The following is a 15,701-nucleotide window of genomic DNA, read 5'->3' on the forward strand; positions in this document are numbered from 1 at the left end:
GGAAGGGTACGAGGATGTCGTAATAAAAAACATGACCTGAACGCCATTTCTGGCAAGAAATTGGATGAAAAACAGTACGTTAATATTTCCTTTTTTAACGTACTGTTAAACATTACCGGCTTAATTTTCCATTTGCGTTATTATTCGCCGTTTTTATTTTCAGGGAATAACAGCGCATCGCGAAGTAGATGATCGTTGCCCCGGCGGCGGGTAAAGCCAATGCGGTCGAAATATTCGAGTATTTGAATCGCCAGTTTACGGCCAATATTTAACGTATCGCGAAAATCCGCCGCGCAGGTGGAACCACGCAGCAGATCCAGACGGCGGATCAATTGCGCAAATTCAACAATCCGATCGTTGCGATAATAACGATCTTTCACGATCGCCGTAATCATCCCCTGCTGCGCCGCCTGGCGCAGCACCGCGCGCATCAACGACTCTTCGACGTTCAGATCGCGCGCCAGGTCGCGTACCCACCATGGCTCATCGGCGAAGAGCGGCTCCGCCCGCTGCCAGATGGCCTGCTGCTCATCGGTAAACCCGGCTTTATGCTCCGGCAGGTGCAGCCAGCCGTGATGGCTTTGAATGACGCCGCTGCTGCGCATCTGCTCAATCAGCAGCAGTACCAGCGCTTCATCTTCCATCGGCAGCGCAATCCGCCGCAGACGTTCGCGCCCCGGCCCCGGTTCATCGCGATGCTGGTCGTGATAACGGGCCAGCGCGTCGAGCAGTTTTTTCTGCCAGCGGGCGGCCAGCGGCGCGCTAAGCAGGCTATTCCCGGCCTGCAGATAGTCCGGACGGTTAATTAATGCCGTGAGGCCGTCAGCGCTCAGCTGCCGCGCCCAGGCAAACTCGTCAAGACGCACCGCATCGCGCTGCAGATGTATATCCAACGCCTGCACGTCGTCGCCCTGCGCTTCGGCCAGCGCGTAAAGCCACTGCAGATACTCCGGCTTGCGTTTACCGCGGCGCGGCGGATTCAGCGTCACCACCCGCGCGCCGGCCAGCGTCAAGCGGGCGGAAATATCGCGCAATACCAGGCGATCGTTATCCGCCAGCCACAGCGGCGTATCCAGCACCAGCTCGGCCAGATTGCCTTCCAGTAGCGAAACGCGGCCGGTGATATGGCTGGCGGCATGGTGGATATGCAGCGACTGCCACTGGCTGAGCGGCGCGTGACAGGTCAGCTCGACGATCGCCCGCTCGCAAGGTTCTGCGGGCTGAGCCGAGAGCAGCCAGTCACCGCGGCTGAGATCCTCTTTTTGCGCATCGCCAACGATATTCAGCGCGATGCGCTGCCCGGCCCGCGCCTGTTCAACCGGCTGATTCTGCGCATGTAGCCCGCGGACGCGCATGGGTTTATTGGCGCCGGTCAGCCAGAGGGTATCGCCGATTTTTACCTCGCCGGATAACGCCGTCCCGGTCACCACCAGCCCCGCGCCCTTGACGGTAAAGGCGCGATCCAGCGCCAGACGAAAACGCTGCTGTTGCGGATGCGCGCGCTCGGCCAGCTGTAGCAAATGGCTGCGCAGTTCGGCAATGCCAAGGTTTTCCGTTGCCGCGGTAGCGAAGAAAGCCACGTCGTCGAACCCCAGCTCGCTCAGCGTGGATTCCACCTGCGCCCGAACTTCGGCAACGCGCGCCGCGTCCACGCGGTCCGTTTTGGTCAACGCGACGGTTAACGTCGGTTTTCCCGTCAGCTGCAGAATCGCCAGATGCTCGCGGGTTTGCGCCATCACGCCGTCATCGCAGGCCACCACCAGCAGCGCGTGATCGATCCCGCCCACGCCGGCCAACATGTTGGACAAAAACTTTTCATGCCCCGGCACATCGATAAAACCTAACACCCGGCCATCAGGCTGCGGCCAATAGGCGTAGCCGAGATCGATAGTCATCCCGCGCGATTTCTCTTCCGGCAGGCGATCGGCGTTAACGCCGGTAATCGCCTGCAGCAGCGTGGTTTTGCCGTGGTCCACATGTCCGGCGGTGGCAATAATCATCTCAATAACATCTCCATAAACCGGGGTTCATCTTCAAGACAGCGCAGATCCAGCCATAAGCGGCCATCATAAATTCTGCCGATCGTCGGTATCGGCAAGGCGCGCCAGCGGGCGGCCAGCGCTTCCAGCTGGCTGCCGCGACCATCGCGCGGCGTAAAGGTTAACGCGGCGCTGGGCAGTCGGTCGACCGGCAACGACCCGCTGCCGATCTGCGACAAACACGCTTCGACGCGCACGTCAAAATCGCTATAGTGCGCCGCTAACGCAGGCTGAATACGCTCGCCCTGCTGGCGGATATCCTCGGCGCGGCGGGTTAGCAGACGTAGCGTCGGCAGATCGTTGGTCAGCGCTTCCGGATGCAGATACAGCCGCAGAGTCGCCTCCAGCGCCGCCAGCGTCATTTTATCCGCCCGCAGCGCGCGCTTAAGCGGATGACTCTGTAACTTCGCGATCAACGCCCGATCGCCGACGATAATCCCCGCCTGCGGCCCGCCAAGCAGCTTATCGCCGGAAAAGCTCACCAGGTTCACGCCCGCCGCAATCAATTCCTGCGGCATCGGTTCTTTCGGCAAGCCGTACTGGCTCAAATCCACCAGCGAGCCGCTGCCGAGATCGGCCACCACCGGCACGCCATGTTCGCGGCCAATTTCCGCCAGCTCCGCCTCATCGACCGCTTTGGTAAAGCCTTCAATGCTGTAGTTGCTGGTATGCACTTTCATTAGCAGGGCGGTCTGCTCATTGATAGCCTGACGATAATCTTTGGCGTGGGTGCGGTTAGTGGTGCCCACTTCATGTAGCAGACAACCGGCCTGGCGCATGACATCGGGGATGCGAAATGCGCCGCCGATCTCGACCAGTTCGCCGCGCGAGACCACCACTTCTTTCCCGCTGGCCGTCGCCGCCAGCATCAGCAGCACCGCCGCCGCGTTGTTATTGACGATACAGGCATCTTCCGCGCCGGTGATCCGGCACAGCAGATCGGCCAGCGCCCGGTCGCGATGACCGCGCCCGGCATCGTCGAGATCGTATTCCAGCGTGACCGGCGCGCGCATCGCCTGCGCCACCGCCTGCACCGCGGCTTCCGCCTGAATGGCTCTACCCAGATTGGTGTGCAGCACGGTGCCCGTCAGGTTGAATACCGGACGCAGCGCGCTCTGCTGGCTATGGTTCAGCCGGCTGGCGGTCTCCTGAGGCCAGTCGTCGCACCACTCTGGCAATGCCTGCGCCTGGCGGATATGCTCCCGCGCCTCATCCAACATCTGGCGCAGCAGCGCCACAATTTGCGAATGGCCATGGCGATCGAGCAGTAAAGCAAAAGCGGGATCGCGAAGTAAACGATCAATGGCCGGAAGCCGGGTATAAAGCGCGCGAGTATCGGTAGACATGAGTGAACCTGACGATAAGTTATTTTCCCCCCTCCCGACGGGAGAGGGAGTCAACAATGAGTGGCGATTGTAACGCCTGCGCGAGGAAACTGTTACCTGCCTGGGTCAACTCCCTGGCGGTTCGGTACGTGCAAAACTGGCGCGCTGAAATAACGTCTCGACCAGTTTGACCAGTTTTGGCCGCGTCGCGCACCAGCCGGGCGCCACGCGACGGAAATTGAGATAAGCAATGGCGCAGGCGGCAGTAATGGTCGCCAGATTCAGCTCACCGTGACGCAAGGTGCCGTCGGCGGCGTACCCTTCCAACATATCAAGACCGCGGGCGATTTTTTCCCGCTGGCGGAGCAGTTCGGTTTCTGACTGCTGCGCCGCCGGACGCGCTTTTTCCCGCACCAGCGCGATCGCCGCCTCCATGATGCCGTCAGACAAGGCTTCAAGCTGCCGCATCTTCAGCGCCGCCAGAGGTTCCGTAGGCAGCATCGCCGGCGCGACGTTAAGCAGTTCAAGATATTGCGCAATAATGGGCGAATCAAACCAGCATGCGCCGTCATCGGTCAGCAGCGCCGGAACTTTACCCAGCGGGTTGTACTGCGCCACGCCGTTGACGTCGTTATAGGGGAATTCGTTCACAAACTCGAAGGGGATCGCCTTTTCCAGCAAGATGACAGAAATTTTGCGTACAAAAGGACTGGTGTAGCTGCCGATAAGTTTCATTGCCTGCTCCTTTCGCCAACGAAAAGATCAGTATGGTTCAGGCGCAGGCAAATGGCAGGCGCGACATTGTCTCAACCTGCCGCCGATCGCATTAATGATCGAGATAGAGGTAGTGCATCCAGCTGGTCATGCGCAGCAGCACTTTTCTCATCACCGACACGTGGGTGAAATGGTCGGAATAGACCGCCACCTGGGCATAGATGCCGTCGGGTAGCGCATCGACCTGCGCATCCGGATCCAGCTCAATTGTCGCCAGCACGCCATCGCTACCCGGCGTGACGCTCAGCGACTGCAGCGAACCCTGCGCCTGATAAGTCCCACCCGGTACCACCGGCAATACGTTGACCAGTTTACCGTGGAATACTTGGCCTGGCAGGGCGTTAAACACCGCTTCGGCATCATCGCCGGCCTCCAGCCTGAGCAACGAGTTCTGGCGGAACTGGGCGACAATTAGCCGTTTCTGTTGCGGAATAAAGACCATCACCGGGCGCAGCGGCAGCGACGCGGCGTAGGTTCCCGGGCGAATCAGCACCTGGGTAATGTAACCATCGCTCGGCGCCCGGACGGTGGTCTGATCGAGGTTATATTTCGCTTCCGCCAACTGCGCGCGCAGGCTCACCACCTGCGACTGTTCGCCATTCAGCGTGCTATCCAGCTGGCTCTGAATCTGCGCCTGCTCGGCAACCGAGGCTTTCACCAACGCATCCTGGGCAAGGTAGTTTTGCCGCGCATTATCGATATCGCTTTCCGAAAACGGATTGACCCGCGCCTGGCTGCCTTTCAAATAGCGCTGATAATCTTTATACAGCCGGTCGCGCTCGGCGGAAACGCGCACGGTGTTCGCCTGCGCTTCCTGCAGTTGGGCTTTCAGGGTGTTGATACTGTGCAATGCGGTGACCAGATCGGCCTGCAGCCTGTCGACACGCGCCTGGTAGCGCGCCGGGTCGATAGTAAATAGTACTTCGCCCTTTTTCACCCGCTGGTTGGCTTTATCGGTCACGCTGCTAACAATGCCGGTAACCTGCGGCGTAATAGGAATGGAAATAACCGCTTTCTGCGCAGTAAAAGTATAAGGGTGGTTATAGTTCATTAATAAAATAAGCGCGCTAACAATAAATACACCGCCTAAGGCCGCTGTCGGGACTGTCCATTTATTTACCGGAATATGGAATATTTTAAATACCGACCACGCAATGGCCACGTACGTCAAAATGATCAACAGGTCCATGATTATTTCTCCGGCGAGGACGGCGGCGCTGTCGGCTGCAAATGCGCGATTTTATGTTCAAGTTCCGCGATACGCTGATTGAGCTGCGCCAGCTCGCTGTCGGTGCCATCAGGCTCTGCGTCATTCGGCTTATGCTGCATTCCCCAGCCGCGTTCCGGCTGATAAAGGGTCGCCCAAATCCATAAAAATGGCCATATCACGTGCAGCGTAAACAGGCTAACCCACCCTGCGACGTGAATCGCATCAGAGTGCGGGTGATTACGTTTCTTCGCGATCAGATACGGAATATCGTGCAAAATAATAATCCCGTAAAAAATAACCAGGAAAACGAAGATCAGAACGCCCAGCGCAAAATAATTGAGAAACATAATTTCCTCGATTCACGCTAATAGATTATTGGAATTGTGAACGCCGCTGAAGCGACGCCTGACTGACAATTTGAGCATAATTCACCGCTTTCATTTCCGCCATTAGCGGCAAAAAATGTTCTTCGCCCAGACGGGTTGCAAAGTTACATCGTTGGCCGCTGGGGAAAGCAGAACCTGCGGTGGATCACACACAGCGGAATTGAGTGCAAAATATTTTGTGATATGCATCACAAACAAATAACAAAAACACAAAGTTATAATGTGATAAACGTCACATAAATATGCGATTTATGGCCATTCATCTCCTGTTGTTGTTTTTTTACACATCATTTTTGTGATGAAGATCACTACATATAAGTACCAGACACCTATATTCATGTGACGCAAATCACATAAAAAGTCGCTCGCTGGACAGCTTAACGATTCAGTGCCAGATTTCGCACTATCAATCAGGGTCCGGCTACCTCTGCCGCCACATTAACAACAAACCTCGGGCGTTCAGCCTGCGCGATAAGCAAAACAGAAGAAGGGGTGTTTTATGTCATCCGATATCAAGATCAAAGTGCAAAGCTTTGGTCGTTTCCTCAGCAATATGGTGATGCCGAATATCGGCGCGTTTATCGCGTGGGGGATTATCACCGCGTTATTTATTCCAACAGGGTGGTTGCCGAACGAGACGCTGGCGAAGCTGGTCGGCCCGATGATCACCTACCTGCTGCCGCTGCTGATCGGTTATACCGGCGGTAAGCTGGTTGGCGGCGAACGAGGCGGCGTCGTCGGCGCTATCACCACCATGGGCGTTATCGTTGGTGCGGATATGCCGATGTTCCTCGGCTCGATGATCGCCGGCCCGCTCGGCGGCTACTGCATTAAGAAATTTGACGCCTGGGTAGACGGTAAGATCAAATCCGGTTTCGAAATGCTGGTGAATAACTTCTCCGCCGGCATTATCGGGATGATCCTTGCCATTCTGGCGTTCCTCGGCATCGGCCCGGCGGTTGAAGTGCTGTCAAAACTGCTGGCGGCCGGCGTTAACTTCATGGTGGCGCACGACATGCTGCCGCTGGCGTCTATCTTTGTTGAACCGGCGAAAATCCTGTTCCTCAATAACGCGATTAACCACGGTATCTTCTCGCCGCTGGGTATCCAGCAGTCCCATGAGCTTGGCAAATCCATCTTCTTCTTGATTGAAGCTAACCCGGGTCCGGGGATGGGCGTTCTGCTGGCGTACATGTTCTTTGGCCGCGGCAGCGCGAAGCAGTCTGCGGGCGGTGCGGCAATCATCCACTTCCTGGGCGGTATTCACGAAATTTACTTCCCGTACGTGCTGATGAACCCGCGTCTGATTCTGGCCGTTATCCTCGGCGGTATGACCGGCGTCTTCACCCTGACTATCCTCAACGGCGGCCTGGTTTCCCCTGCTTCCCCGGGTTCCATTCTGGCGGTACTGGCGATGACGCCAAAAGGCGCCTACTTCGCTAACATCGCGGCCATTATTGCGGCGATGGCGGTCTCCTTTATTGTCTCTGCCATCCTGCTGAAAACCAGCAAAGTGAAAGAAGAAGACGATATCGAAGCGGCGACTCGTCGCATGCACGACATGAAGGCCGAGTCCAAAGGCGCGGCGACGCCGCTGGCGGCGGGCGACGTGGCTAACGACCTGAGCCACGTGCGTAAAATCATCGTTGCCTGCGACGCCGGTATGGGTTCCAGCGCCATGGGCGCCGGGGTACTGCGTAAGAAGGTGCAGGATGCCGGACTGAGCAACATTTCGGTTACCAACAGCGCGATTAACAACCTGCCGCCGGATGTCGACCTGGTGATCACCCACCGCGATCTGACCGAGCGCGCCATGCGCCAGGTACCACAGGCGCAGCATATTTCGCTGACCAACTTCCTCGACAGCGGCCTGTACACCAGCCTGACCGAGCGTCTGGTGGCGGCCCAGCGCCACATCGACAACGAAGTGAAAGTCACCGATAGCCTGAAAGATAGTTTTGATAATGACGACAAAAATCTGTTCCAGCTGGGCGCGGATAACATCTTCCTTGGGCGCAAAGCGGCCACCAAAGAAGAGGCGATTCGCTTCGCCGGTGAACAACTGGTGAAAGGTGGATACGTTGAGCCGGAATATGTGCAGGCGATGCTCGACCGCGAGAAGCTGACCTCGACCTATCTTGGCGAATCCATCGCGGTACCGCACGGTACCATCGAAGCGAAAGACCGGGTGCTGAAAACCGGCGTCGTCTTCTGCCAGTATCCGGAAGGCGTGCGCTTCGGTGAAGAAGAAGATGAAGTCGCACGTCTGGTCATTGGTATCGCCGCCCGCAACAACGAACACATTCACGTTATCACCAGCCTGACCAACGCGCTGGATGACGAAACCGTGATTGAGCGGCTGGCGAAAACCACCAGCGTCGAAGAAGTCCTGTCGCTGCTGAATAAATAACCCGCGAGGTCCATTCCCTCTCCCTCTGGGAGAGGGTTGGGGTGAGGGAAATGCCTCACCCCAGCCCTCTCAGGTAAAAACATTAATTGAAGGTTAATACTATGAAAGCATTACATTTTGGCGCAGGTAATATTGGACGTGGCTTCATTGGCAAACTGCTGGCTGACGCCGGTATCACCCTCACGTTCGCCGATGTTAATCAGGTGGTCCTTGACGCCCTGAATGCCCGTCATAGCTATCAGGTTCACGTGGTGGGCGAAAACGAACAGGTTGACACCGTCTCCGGCGTGAATGCCGTCAGCAGCATTGGCGATGAAGTGGTGGATCTGATCGCCACTGTCGACCTGGTGACCACCGCCGTCGGTCCCGTCGTTCTGGAGCGTATCGCTCCGGCCATCGCCAAAGGCCTGGTGAAACGCAAAGCGCAGGGTATTGAACGCCCGCTGAATATCATCGCCTGCGAAAACATGGTGCGCGGCACCACCCAGCTGAAAGGCCATGTGTTTAACGCGCTGGCGGAAGAAGATAAAGCATGGGTTGAAGCGCATATCGGCTTCGTCGATTCCGCCGTAGACCGCATCGTGCCGCCATCGGCTTCCGCTACCCACGATCCGCTGGAAGTCACCGTTGAAACCTTCAGCGAATGGATTGTGGATAAAACCCAGTTTAAAGGCGAGCTGCCGAACATCCCAGGAATGGAATTAACCGATAACCTGATGGCATTTGTCGAACGTAAGCTATTCACCTTAAACACCGGGCATGCTATAACCGCCTACCTCGGGAAACTGGCGGGCCATCAAACGATTCGCGACGCGATTCTTGATGAGAACATTCGCGCCGTCGTAAAAGGCGCGATGGAAGAGAGCGGCGCGGTGCTGATTAAACGCTACAGCTTTGATGCGCAGAAACACGCGGCTTATATCCAGAAGATCCTTGGTCGTTTCGAGAACCCGTATCTGAAAGATGATGTGGAGCGCGTCGGCCGCCAGCCGCTGCGTAAACTGAGCGCGGGCGATCGTTTGATCAAGCCGCTGCTTGGCACGCTGGAATACGGCCTTCCGAACCGGAACCTGGTGAAAGGAATTGCCGCGGCCATGCATTTCCGCAGCGAAGACGATCCGCAGGCGCAGGAGCTGGCGGCGCTGATTGCCGAAAAAGGGCCACAGGCCGCGCTGGCGCAGATTTCCGGTCTGGATGCCGCAAGCGCTGTAGTGGCGGAAGCCGTTAACGACTACAACGCGGTAAAATGATGTACAACCTGGCGCGGCCGATGCCGCGCCCAATACCACTCCTGTCCGATATGCAGGCAATAATGGAAGAAACACAGGCATTTGAAAACCGCGTACTTGAGCGTTTAAATGCTGGTAAGACCGTAAGAAGTTTCCTGATAGCCGCCGTCGAACTCCTGACGGAGGCGGTCAATATTCTGGTACTTCAGGTATTCCGCAAAGACGATTACGCGGTGAAATACGCAGTGGAGCCATTGCTGGACGGCAGTGGGCCGCTGGGCGACCTTTCCGTACGCCTGAAGCTTATCTACGGCCTTGGGGTGATAAGCCGCGCCGAATACGAAGATGCCGAGCTATTGATGGCCCTGCGTGAAGAGCTCAATCATGACGGCAATGAGTACGCTTTCACCGACGATGAAATTCTCGGGCCGTTAGGCGAGCTGCACTGCGTCGCCGCGCTTCCGCCGACGCCGCTGTTTGATGAGAGCGATAAGGAACTGCTGGCAATGCAGAAACTGCGCTACCAGCAGATGGTACGTTCTACGATGGTGTTGTCTCTGACTGAGCTGATTTCCCGAATCAGCTTAAAAAAAGCCTTCCAGAAATCAACGCTCTGACTCCGTTTCTTGCTGGTCGCACGTCGGCCGGTACAGCTGCCGGTAATACTCCAGACGACTCAGAAATAGCGCTTTTTTATCCTCAGGAATATCGCGCGGTATCCGCTGTAAACGCGGGCATTTTTTCAGATATTCCATAAACGCCTGGCTCGAGGCCATGAAATCTACCGTTTTATCGATGATACGTGGGATGCCGTCGCCGATTTTCGCCATCACGCTCTCCTCTGTTCAGGGGGATCTGATTAAGGATTGGCGAAAAAAAGGGAGCAAGTTGAGGAAAACGTGCGGAATGGCCGTCAGGCTTCACAAAAATGACAAACAGCTGAGTTAAAACGACAATATCATTATTATTCAGTCAATTATAATATATTGATTCTTATGCTTATGGCCGTGTCGCCGCGAGTATTTCGATAAAAAACTATCAACAAAGGCCCGCCCGGCCCATACTATGTAACGTCGAAGCCCTTTTATTCACAGATAAAATTACCATGAAAGAAGTCGAAAAGAATGAAATCAAGCGTTTGAGCGACCGTCTCGACGCCATCCGCCACCAGCAGGCCGACCTGTCGCTGGTCGAAGCCGCCGATAAATACGCGGAGCTGGAAAAAGAAAAAGCGACCCTGGAAACGGAAATCGAACGTCTGCGTTCCGTTCAGTCGCAGAAGCTGAGCAAAGAAGCGCAGAAGCTGATGAGCATGCCGCATCGTCGCGCCATTACCAAGAAAGAGCAGGCCGATATGGGCAAGCTGAAGAAAAGCGTGCGCGGACTGGTTGTCGTCCACCCGATGACCGCGCTGGGCCGTGAAATGGGCCTTAAAGAGATGACCGGCTTCGCGAAGAGCGAGTTTTAATCTTTTGCCCGCTGTGAGTTCGTCGTCTATTACCCGGTAGCCCTACCGGGCCGTGAACTCACAGCCAATTCCCCCTTCCTCGCCAAATTGGCCCAACCAATTATTTCTTAAACCGTCAATCGGTTCACATATCCATCACTTTGCATCACAAACGCGTTGCCATGCCATAACATTTGGTTAACCATCAATTGTCGTTAACCCTACAATCGCAATTTGGCTGGGCCAATTTTACAAACAGTGTGATCGGCAATGGGCGCAGACCCAACCTGACGCACTGGATGTGGCCCGATGGAGACCTGCATGAACCTCTGGCAACAAAATTACGATCCGGCTGGTAATATCTGGCTATCGAGCCTTATCGCCTCACTACCGATTCTGTTTTTCTTTTTCGCCCTGATTAAGCTCAAGCTTAAAGGCTATGTCGCCGCCACCTGGACCGTAGCCATCGCGCTGCTTGTCGCCCTGCTGTTCTACAAAATGCCGGTCGACCGCGCCTTATCGTCGGTGGTATACGGCTTCTTCTACGGCCTGTGGCCTATCGCGTGGATTATTATCGCCGCGGTCTTCGTCTATAAAATCTCGGTGAAGACCGGGCAGTTCGACATTATCCGCTCGTCGATTCTTTCAATTACGCCGGACCAGCGCCTGCAGATGCTGATTGTGGGCTTCTCCTTTGGCGCCTTCCTCGAAGGGGCCGCCGGTTTCGGCGCGCCGGTGGCGATCACCGCCGCGCTGCTGGTCGGGCTTGGTTTCAATCCGCTGTACGCCGCCGGGCTGTGCCTGATTGTTAACACCGCGCCGGTGGCCTTCGGCGCCATGGGGATCCCGATTCTGGTCGCTGGTCAGGTGACCGGCATCGATAGTTTCGCCATCGGCCAGATGGTTGGCCGCCAGCTGCCGTTCCTGACCATTATCGTGCTGTTCTGGATCATGGCGATTATGGACGGCTGGCGCGGGGTGAAAGAGACGTGGCCTGCGGTGATGGTCGCAGGCGGCTCGTTCGCTATCGCGCAGTACCTCAGCTCTAACTTCCTCGGCCCGGAACTGCCGGACATCATCTCTTCGCTGGTGTCGCTGGTATGCCTGACGCTGTTCCTCAAGCGCTGGCAGCCGGTACGTATCTTCCGCTTTGGCGATATGGGCGCCGCGCAGGTTGATCAAACCCTGGCGCGTACGCATTACACCGCCGGTCAGGTCATTCGCGCCTGGTCGCCGTTCCTGTTCCTCACCGCCACCGTCACCCTGTGGAGCGTACCGCCGTTCAAAGCGCTGTTTGCTCCGGGCGGGGCGATGTATGACTTCGTGGTTAACATCCCGGTACCGTTCCTCGACAAAATGGTCGCCCGTATGCCGCCGGTGGTGAGCGCCGCGACACCGTACGCCGCGGTGTATAAATTCGACTGGCTGTCGGCGACCGGCACCGCCATTCTGTTCGCCGCTATACTGTCTATCGTCTGGCTGCGTATGAAGCCAAAGGATGCGCTGACCACCTTCGCCGGGACGTTGAAAGAGCTGGCGCTGCCGATTTACTCCATCGGTATGGTGCTGGCGTTCGCCTTTATCTCGAACTACTCCGGGCTGTCATCGACGCTGGCGTTGGCGCTGGCGCATACCGGCCACGCGTTTACCTTCTTCTCGCCGTTCCTCGGCTGGCTGGGGGTCTTCCTGACCGGCTCAGATACCTCGTCTAACGCGCTATTCGCCGCGCTGCAGGCGACGGCAGCCCAGCAAATCGGCGTTTCCGATATTCTGCTGGTCGCCGCGAATACCACCGGTGGGGTGACGGGCAAGATGATTTCGCCACAGTCGATCGCCATTGCCTGCGCTGCGGTAGGCCTGGTGGGTAAAGAGTCGGACCTGTTCCGCTTTACCGTCAAGCACAGCCTGATATTCACCTGCATGGTGGGTCTGATTACCACCCTGCAGGCTTATGTCTTAACCTGGATGATTCCGTGAAAGTGATGCCAAAACGCCTGGCTGACGACGTCGCAAACCGCGTCCGGGCGCTGATAGAAGAACAACAGCTGGAGGCGGGCATGCGTTTGCCCGCCGAGCGCCAGCTTGCCGTCCAGCTCGGTGTTTCACGCAATTCGCTACGTGAAGCGCTGGCGATGCTGGTCAACGAAGGGGTGCTACTTAGCCGTCGCGGCGGCGGCACCTTCGTGCGCTGGCAGCATGAACCCTGGTCGGAGCAAAACATCGTCCAGCCGCTGAAAACGCTGCTCGCCGACGACCCCGACTACAGTTTTGATATTCTCGAAGCCCGCCACGCCATTGAAGCCAGCACCGCCTGGCACGCGGCGATGCGGGCCACCGACGCCGAAAAAGAAAAAATCCGCCTCTGTTTTGAAGCCACCCTCAGCGATGACCCGGATCTCGCCTCACAGGCAGATGTTCGCTTCCACCTGGCGATCGCTGAAGCCTCGCATAACGTGGTGCTGCTGCAAACCATGCGCGGTTTCTTCGAGCTTCTGCAATCCTCGGTGAAGCAGAGCCGTCAGCGCATGTATCTGGTGCCGCCGGTGTTCGCGCGTCTGACCGAACAACATCAGGCGGTGATGGAAGCGATATTCGCCGGCGACGCGGAAGGCGCCCGCCAGGCGATGATGGCCCACCTCGGTTTTGTCCACGCCACCATTAAACGTTTTGATGAAGACCAGGCCCGCCAGGCGCGCATTACCCGCCTGCCCGGTGACCACAATGAAAATTCCAGGGAGAACTCGTGATGATTATTTCCGCCGCCAGCGACTATCGCGCCGCCGCACAGCGTATCCTGCCACCGTTTCTGTTCCACTATATCGACGGCGGCGCCTACGCCGAACATACCCTGCGCCGCAACGTTGAAGACCTCTCCGACGTGGCGCTCCGTCAGCGCATTCTGCGCAATATGTCGGATCTGAGCCTGGAGACCACGTTATTCAACGAGAAGCTAGCGATGCCGACGGCGCTGGCGCCGGTCGGACTGTGCGGCATGTACGCGCGCCGCGGCGAAGTGCAGGCGGCGGGCGCGGCGGACGACAAAGGCATCCCGTTTACCCTCTCTACCGTTTCCGTTTGCCCGATTGAAGAGGTCGCCCCGACCATCAAGCGCCCGATGTGGTTCCAGCTGTACGTCCTGCGCGATCGCGGATTTATGCGCAATGCGCTGGAGCGCGCCAAAGCTGCGGGCTGCTCCACGCTGGTCTTTACCGTGGATATGCCGACCCCCGGCGCGCGCTATCGCGACGCCCATTCTGGCATGAGCGGTCCGAACGCCGCCATGCGCCGCTACTGGCAGGCCGTCACTCATCCGCAGTGGGCATGGGACGTCGGTCTCAACGGTCGCCCGCACGATCTGGGCAATATCTCCGCCTACCTCGGCAAACCGACCGGGCTTGAGGATTACATCGGCTGGCTGGCGAATAATTTCGATCCGTCGATTTCATGGAAAGACCTGGAGTGGATCCGCGACTTCTGGGACGGCCCGATGGTGATCAAAGGGATCCTCGACCCGGAGGACGCCCGCGATGCGGTGCGCTTCGGCGCTGACGGTATTGTCGTCTCTAACCACGGCGGCCGTCAGCTTGACGGCGTGCTCTCTTCCGCCCGCGCCCTGCCCGCCATTGCCGATGCGGTTAAAGGCGACATCACTATTCTCGCCGACAGCGGCATCCGCAACGGTCTCGACGTGGTGCGGATGATCGCCCTGGGCGCTGACAGCGTGCTGCTGGGCCGCGCGTATCTGTACGCGCTGGCGACCCACGGCAAGCAAGGGGTGGCGAATCTGCTCACTCTTATCGAGAAAGAGATGAAAGTGGCGATGACGCTGACCGGGGCGAAATCCATCAGCGAAATCAGCCGCGATTCGCTGGTGCAAAATGCCGAAGCGCTGCAGACCTTTGATGCGCTCAAGCAGGGCAACGCCGCGTAATTCCCCACGTTTTCCCTTACACCACCCCTGCTGGAATCGGTTTTCTCCCTCCACCTCTGGGAGAGGGTCGGGGTGAGGGTTCAACAAATATCTGCTATTCTGCCCCCCGCAATTAAGGGGGCAGTATGCTGAACATCGTGTTATTCGAACCAGAAATCCCGCCGAACACCGGCAATATCATCCGCCTGTGCGCCAACACCGGCTTCAATTTACATATCATTGAGCCGATGGGCTTTACCTGGGACGATAAACGCCTGAGACGCGCCGGGTTGGATTATCACGAGTTCACCGCCGTACAGCGCCACGCGGATTACGCGGCATTTGTCGCCAGCGCGAAGCCGCAGCGGTTGTTCGCCCTCACCACCAAAGGCACGCCCGCCCACAGCGCGGTAAGCTATCAGGATGGTGATTTCTTGATGTTTGGTCCGGAAACGCGCGGCCTACCGGCCAGCATTCTCGATGCCCTACCGGCGGAGCAAAAAATCCGTATTCCGATGATGCCGGACAGCCGCAGCATGAACCTGTCAAACGCGGTGTCGGTGGTGGTGTATGAAGCCTGGCGTCAGTTGGGATACCCTGGAGCCGTGTTGCGCAGCTAACCTGAGCGGTTCCCGGATTGCGGCGCGTTGCGCCTTATCCGGGCTACTCGCGCTACAACCGCATCAATACTGCCTGAAACTGCCGGTGTTGGTGGCCTCAAAATCGCTGAGACGTTCCCGGAAGGCCGGGGCAGCCCGCATGGATGCGGGCTGAGGGCCGCGTTTTGCACGGACGCTACCTCGGCCCGACCCGAAGCCTGCAGGGATAAGTCGAAGGCACCACGAAGTGGCGATTTTGGCGGCCAGAGCCCGGGAGTACAGAGGGCGGCGGCGACTGGCCGCCCTCTGTGCGCTCCCTGCGCCATGAAAGACATAACGCAGAAGAAATATCGGGAGCGCAATGTGCTCGGA

General features: G+C 57.5%; 14 protein-coding genes. 8 read left to right on the plus strand and 6 right to left on the minus strand.

The window, feature by feature from the left end; all coding sequences use genetic code 11:
• Window positions 1-140: 140 nt before the first annotated feature.
• The 5 genes from selB to ABLV17_RS02385 form a co-directional block, all read right to left on the minus strand.
• On the minus strand, window positions 141-2,000 hold the full coding sequence (selB, locus tag ABLV17_RS02365; protein ID WP_308957653.1) for a selenocysteine-specific translation elongation factor: 1,860 nt from the start codon (window positions 1,998-2,000) through the stop codon (window positions 141-143).
• Window positions 1,997-3,385: an L-seryl-tRNA(Sec) selenium transferase gene (gene selA / locus ABLV17_RS02370; protein WP_308957652.1), complete on the minus strand. Its 1,389-nt coding sequence runs from the start codon at window positions 3,383-3,385 to the stop codon at window positions 1,997-1,999. The genes selB and selA overlap by 4 nt, the downstream gene beginning before the upstream one ends.
• Before the next feature lie 105 nt (window positions 3,386-3,490).
• Complete coding sequence (locus ABLV17_RS02375) at window positions 3,491-4,099, minus strand: glutathione S-transferase (RefSeq protein WP_113374033.1); 609 nt, start codon at window positions 4,097-4,099, stop codon at window positions 3,491-3,493.
• Window positions 4,100-4,190: 91 nt separating this feature from the next.
• Complete coding sequence (locus ABLV17_RS02380) at window positions 4,191-5,327, minus strand: HlyD family secretion protein (protein ID WP_087858948.1); 1,137 nt, start codon at window positions 5,325-5,327, stop codon at window positions 4,191-4,193.
• 2 nt (window positions 5,328-5,329) lie between these two features.
• Window positions 5,330-5,695 carry a DUF3302 domain-containing protein gene (locus ABLV17_RS02385; RefSeq protein WP_087858947.1) on the minus strand — a complete coding sequence of 122 codons (366 nt, stop codon included), beginning with the start codon at window positions 5,693-5,695 and terminating at the stop codon, window positions 5,330-5,332.
• Between the two features lie 538 nt (window positions 5,696-6,233).
• On the opposite strand from ABLV17_RS02385, the gene mtlA reads away from it, so the two are divergent.
• The 3 genes from mtlA to mtlR all read left to right on the plus strand — a co-directional run bounded on the left by mtlA (window position 6,234) and on the right by mtlR (window position 9,990).
• Window positions 6,234-8,144: a PTS mannitol transporter subunit IICBA gene (gene mtlA, locus ABLV17_RS02390; RefSeq protein WP_047047680.1), complete on the plus strand. Its 1,911-nt coding sequence runs from the start codon at window positions 6,234-6,236 to the stop codon at window positions 8,142-8,144.
• A 101-nt stretch (window positions 8,145-8,245) separates the two neighbouring features.
• The gene (mtlD, locus tag ABLV17_RS02395) at window positions 8,246-9,394 is read left to right on the plus strand and encodes a mannitol-1-phosphate 5-dehydrogenase (protein ID WP_348854070.1); all 1,149 of its coding nucleotides are present in this window, start codon (window positions 8,246-8,248) and stop codon (window positions 9,392-9,394) included.
• On the plus strand, window positions 9,394-9,990 hold the full coding sequence (gene mtlR, locus ABLV17_RS02400; RefSeq protein ID WP_020077694.1) for a mannitol operon repressor MtlR: 597 nt from the start codon (window positions 9,394-9,396) through the stop codon (window positions 9,988-9,990). The genes mtlD and mtlR overlap by 1 nt, the downstream gene beginning before the upstream one ends.
• On the opposite strand, the gene ABLV17_RS02405 is transcribed toward mtlR, so the two are convergent.
• Entirely contained in the window at window positions 9,979-10,203 is a 225-nt protein-coding gene (locus ABLV17_RS02405) for a hypothetical protein (RefSeq protein ID WP_087858945.1), read from the minus strand. The genes mtlR and ABLV17_RS02405 overlap by 12 nt on opposite strands.
• A gap of 275 nt (window positions 10,204-10,478) precedes the next feature.
• On the opposite strand from ABLV17_RS02405, the gene ABLV17_RS02410 reads away from it, so the two are divergent.
• The 5 genes from ABLV17_RS02410 to trmL all read left to right on the plus strand — a co-directional run bounded on the left by ABLV17_RS02410 (window position 10,479) and on the right by trmL (window position 15,350).
• Window positions 10,479-10,841 carry a YibL family ribosome-associated protein gene (locus ABLV17_RS02410; protein WP_015369186.1) on the plus strand — a complete coding sequence of 121 codons (363 nt, stop codon included), beginning with the start codon at window positions 10,479-10,481 and terminating at the stop codon, window positions 10,839-10,841.
• Between the two features lie 300 nt (window positions 10,842-11,141).
• The gene (gene lldP / locus ABLV17_RS02415; protein ID WP_047053583.1) at window positions 11,142-12,797 is read left to right on the plus strand and encodes an L-lactate permease; all 1,656 of its coding nucleotides are present in this window, start codon (window positions 11,142-11,144) and stop codon (window positions 12,795-12,797) included.
• Window positions 12,794-13,567 (plus strand): transcriptional regulator LldR, encoded by a 774-nt coding sequence (gene lldR / locus ABLV17_RS02420; protein ID WP_015369184.1) that lies wholly within the window; start codon window positions 12,794-12,796, stop codon window positions 13,565-13,567. Before lldP ends, lldR begins: the two co-directional genes overlap by 4 nt.
• Entirely contained in the window at window positions 13,567-14,751 is a 1,185-nt protein-coding gene (lldD, locus tag ABLV17_RS02425) for an FMN-dependent L-lactate dehydrogenase LldD (protein WP_113374036.1), read from the plus strand. The genes lldR and lldD overlap by 1 nt, the downstream gene beginning before the upstream one ends.
• Before the next feature lie 125 nt (window positions 14,752-14,876).
• The gene (gene trmL, locus ABLV17_RS02430) at window positions 14,877-15,350 is read left to right on the plus strand and encodes a tRNA (uridine(34)/cytosine(34)/5-carboxymethylaminomethyluridine(34)-2'-O)-methyltransferase TrmL (RefSeq protein WP_015369182.1); all 474 of its coding nucleotides are present in this window, start codon (window positions 14,877-14,879) and stop codon (window positions 15,348-15,350) included.
• Window positions 15,351-15,701: the final 351 nt, after the last annotated feature.

The sequence above is a fragment of the Klebsiella sp. CN_Kp091 genome, assembly GCF_040065095.1.
Classification (GTDB): Bacteria; Pseudomonadota; Gammaproteobacteria; order Enterobacterales; family Enterobacteriaceae; genus Klebsiella; species Klebsiella aerogenes.

Bases quoted from the DNA above. Each gene is read 5' to 3' on its own strand.
- selB (WP_308957653.1), bottom strand. From the start codon at position 2,000: ATGATTATTGCCACCGCCGGACATGTGGACCACGGCAAAACCACGCTG.
- selA (WP_308957652.1), bottom strand. From the start codon at position 3,385: ATGTCTACCGATACTCGCGCGCTTTATACCCGGCTTCCGGCCATTGAT.
- ABLV17_RS02375 (WP_113374033.1), bottom strand. From the start codon at position 4,099: ATGAAACTTATCGGCAGCTACACCAGTCCTTTTGTACGCAAAATTTCT.
- ABLV17_RS02380 (WP_087858948.1), bottom strand. From the start codon at position 5,327: ATGGACCTGTTGATCATTTTGACGTACGTGGCCATTGCGTGGTCGGTA.
- ABLV17_RS02385 (WP_087858947.1), bottom strand. From the start codon at position 5,695: ATGTTTCTCAATTATTTTGCGCTGGGCGTTCTGATCTTCGTTTTCCTG.
- mtlA (WP_047047680.1), top strand. From the start codon at position 6,234: ATGTCATCCGATATCAAGATCAAAGTGCAAAGCTTTGGTCGTTTCCTC.
- mtlD (WP_348854070.1), top strand. From the start codon at position 8,246: ATGAAAGCATTACATTTTGGCGCAGGTAATATTGGACGTGGCTTCATT.
- mtlR (WP_020077694.1), top strand. From the start codon at position 9,394: ATGTACAACCTGGCGCGGCCGATGCCGCGCCCAATACCACTCCTGTCC.
- ABLV17_RS02405 (WP_087858945.1), bottom strand. From the start codon at position 10,203: ATGGCGAAAATCGGCGACGGCATCCCACGTATCATCGATAAAACGGTA.
- ABLV17_RS02410 (WP_015369186.1), top strand. From the start codon at position 10,479: ATGAAAGAAGTCGAAAAGAATGAAATCAAGCGTTTGAGCGACCGTCTC.
- lldP (WP_047053583.1), top strand. From the start codon at position 11,142: ATGAACCTCTGGCAACAAAATTACGATCCGGCTGGTAATATCTGGCTA.
- lldD (WP_113374036.1), top strand. From the start codon at position 13,567: ATGATTATTTCCGCCGCCAGCGACTATCGCGCCGCCGCACAGCGTATC.
- trmL (WP_015369182.1), top strand. From the start codon at position 14,877: ATGCTGAACATCGTGTTATTCGAACCAGAAATCCCGCCGAACACCGGC.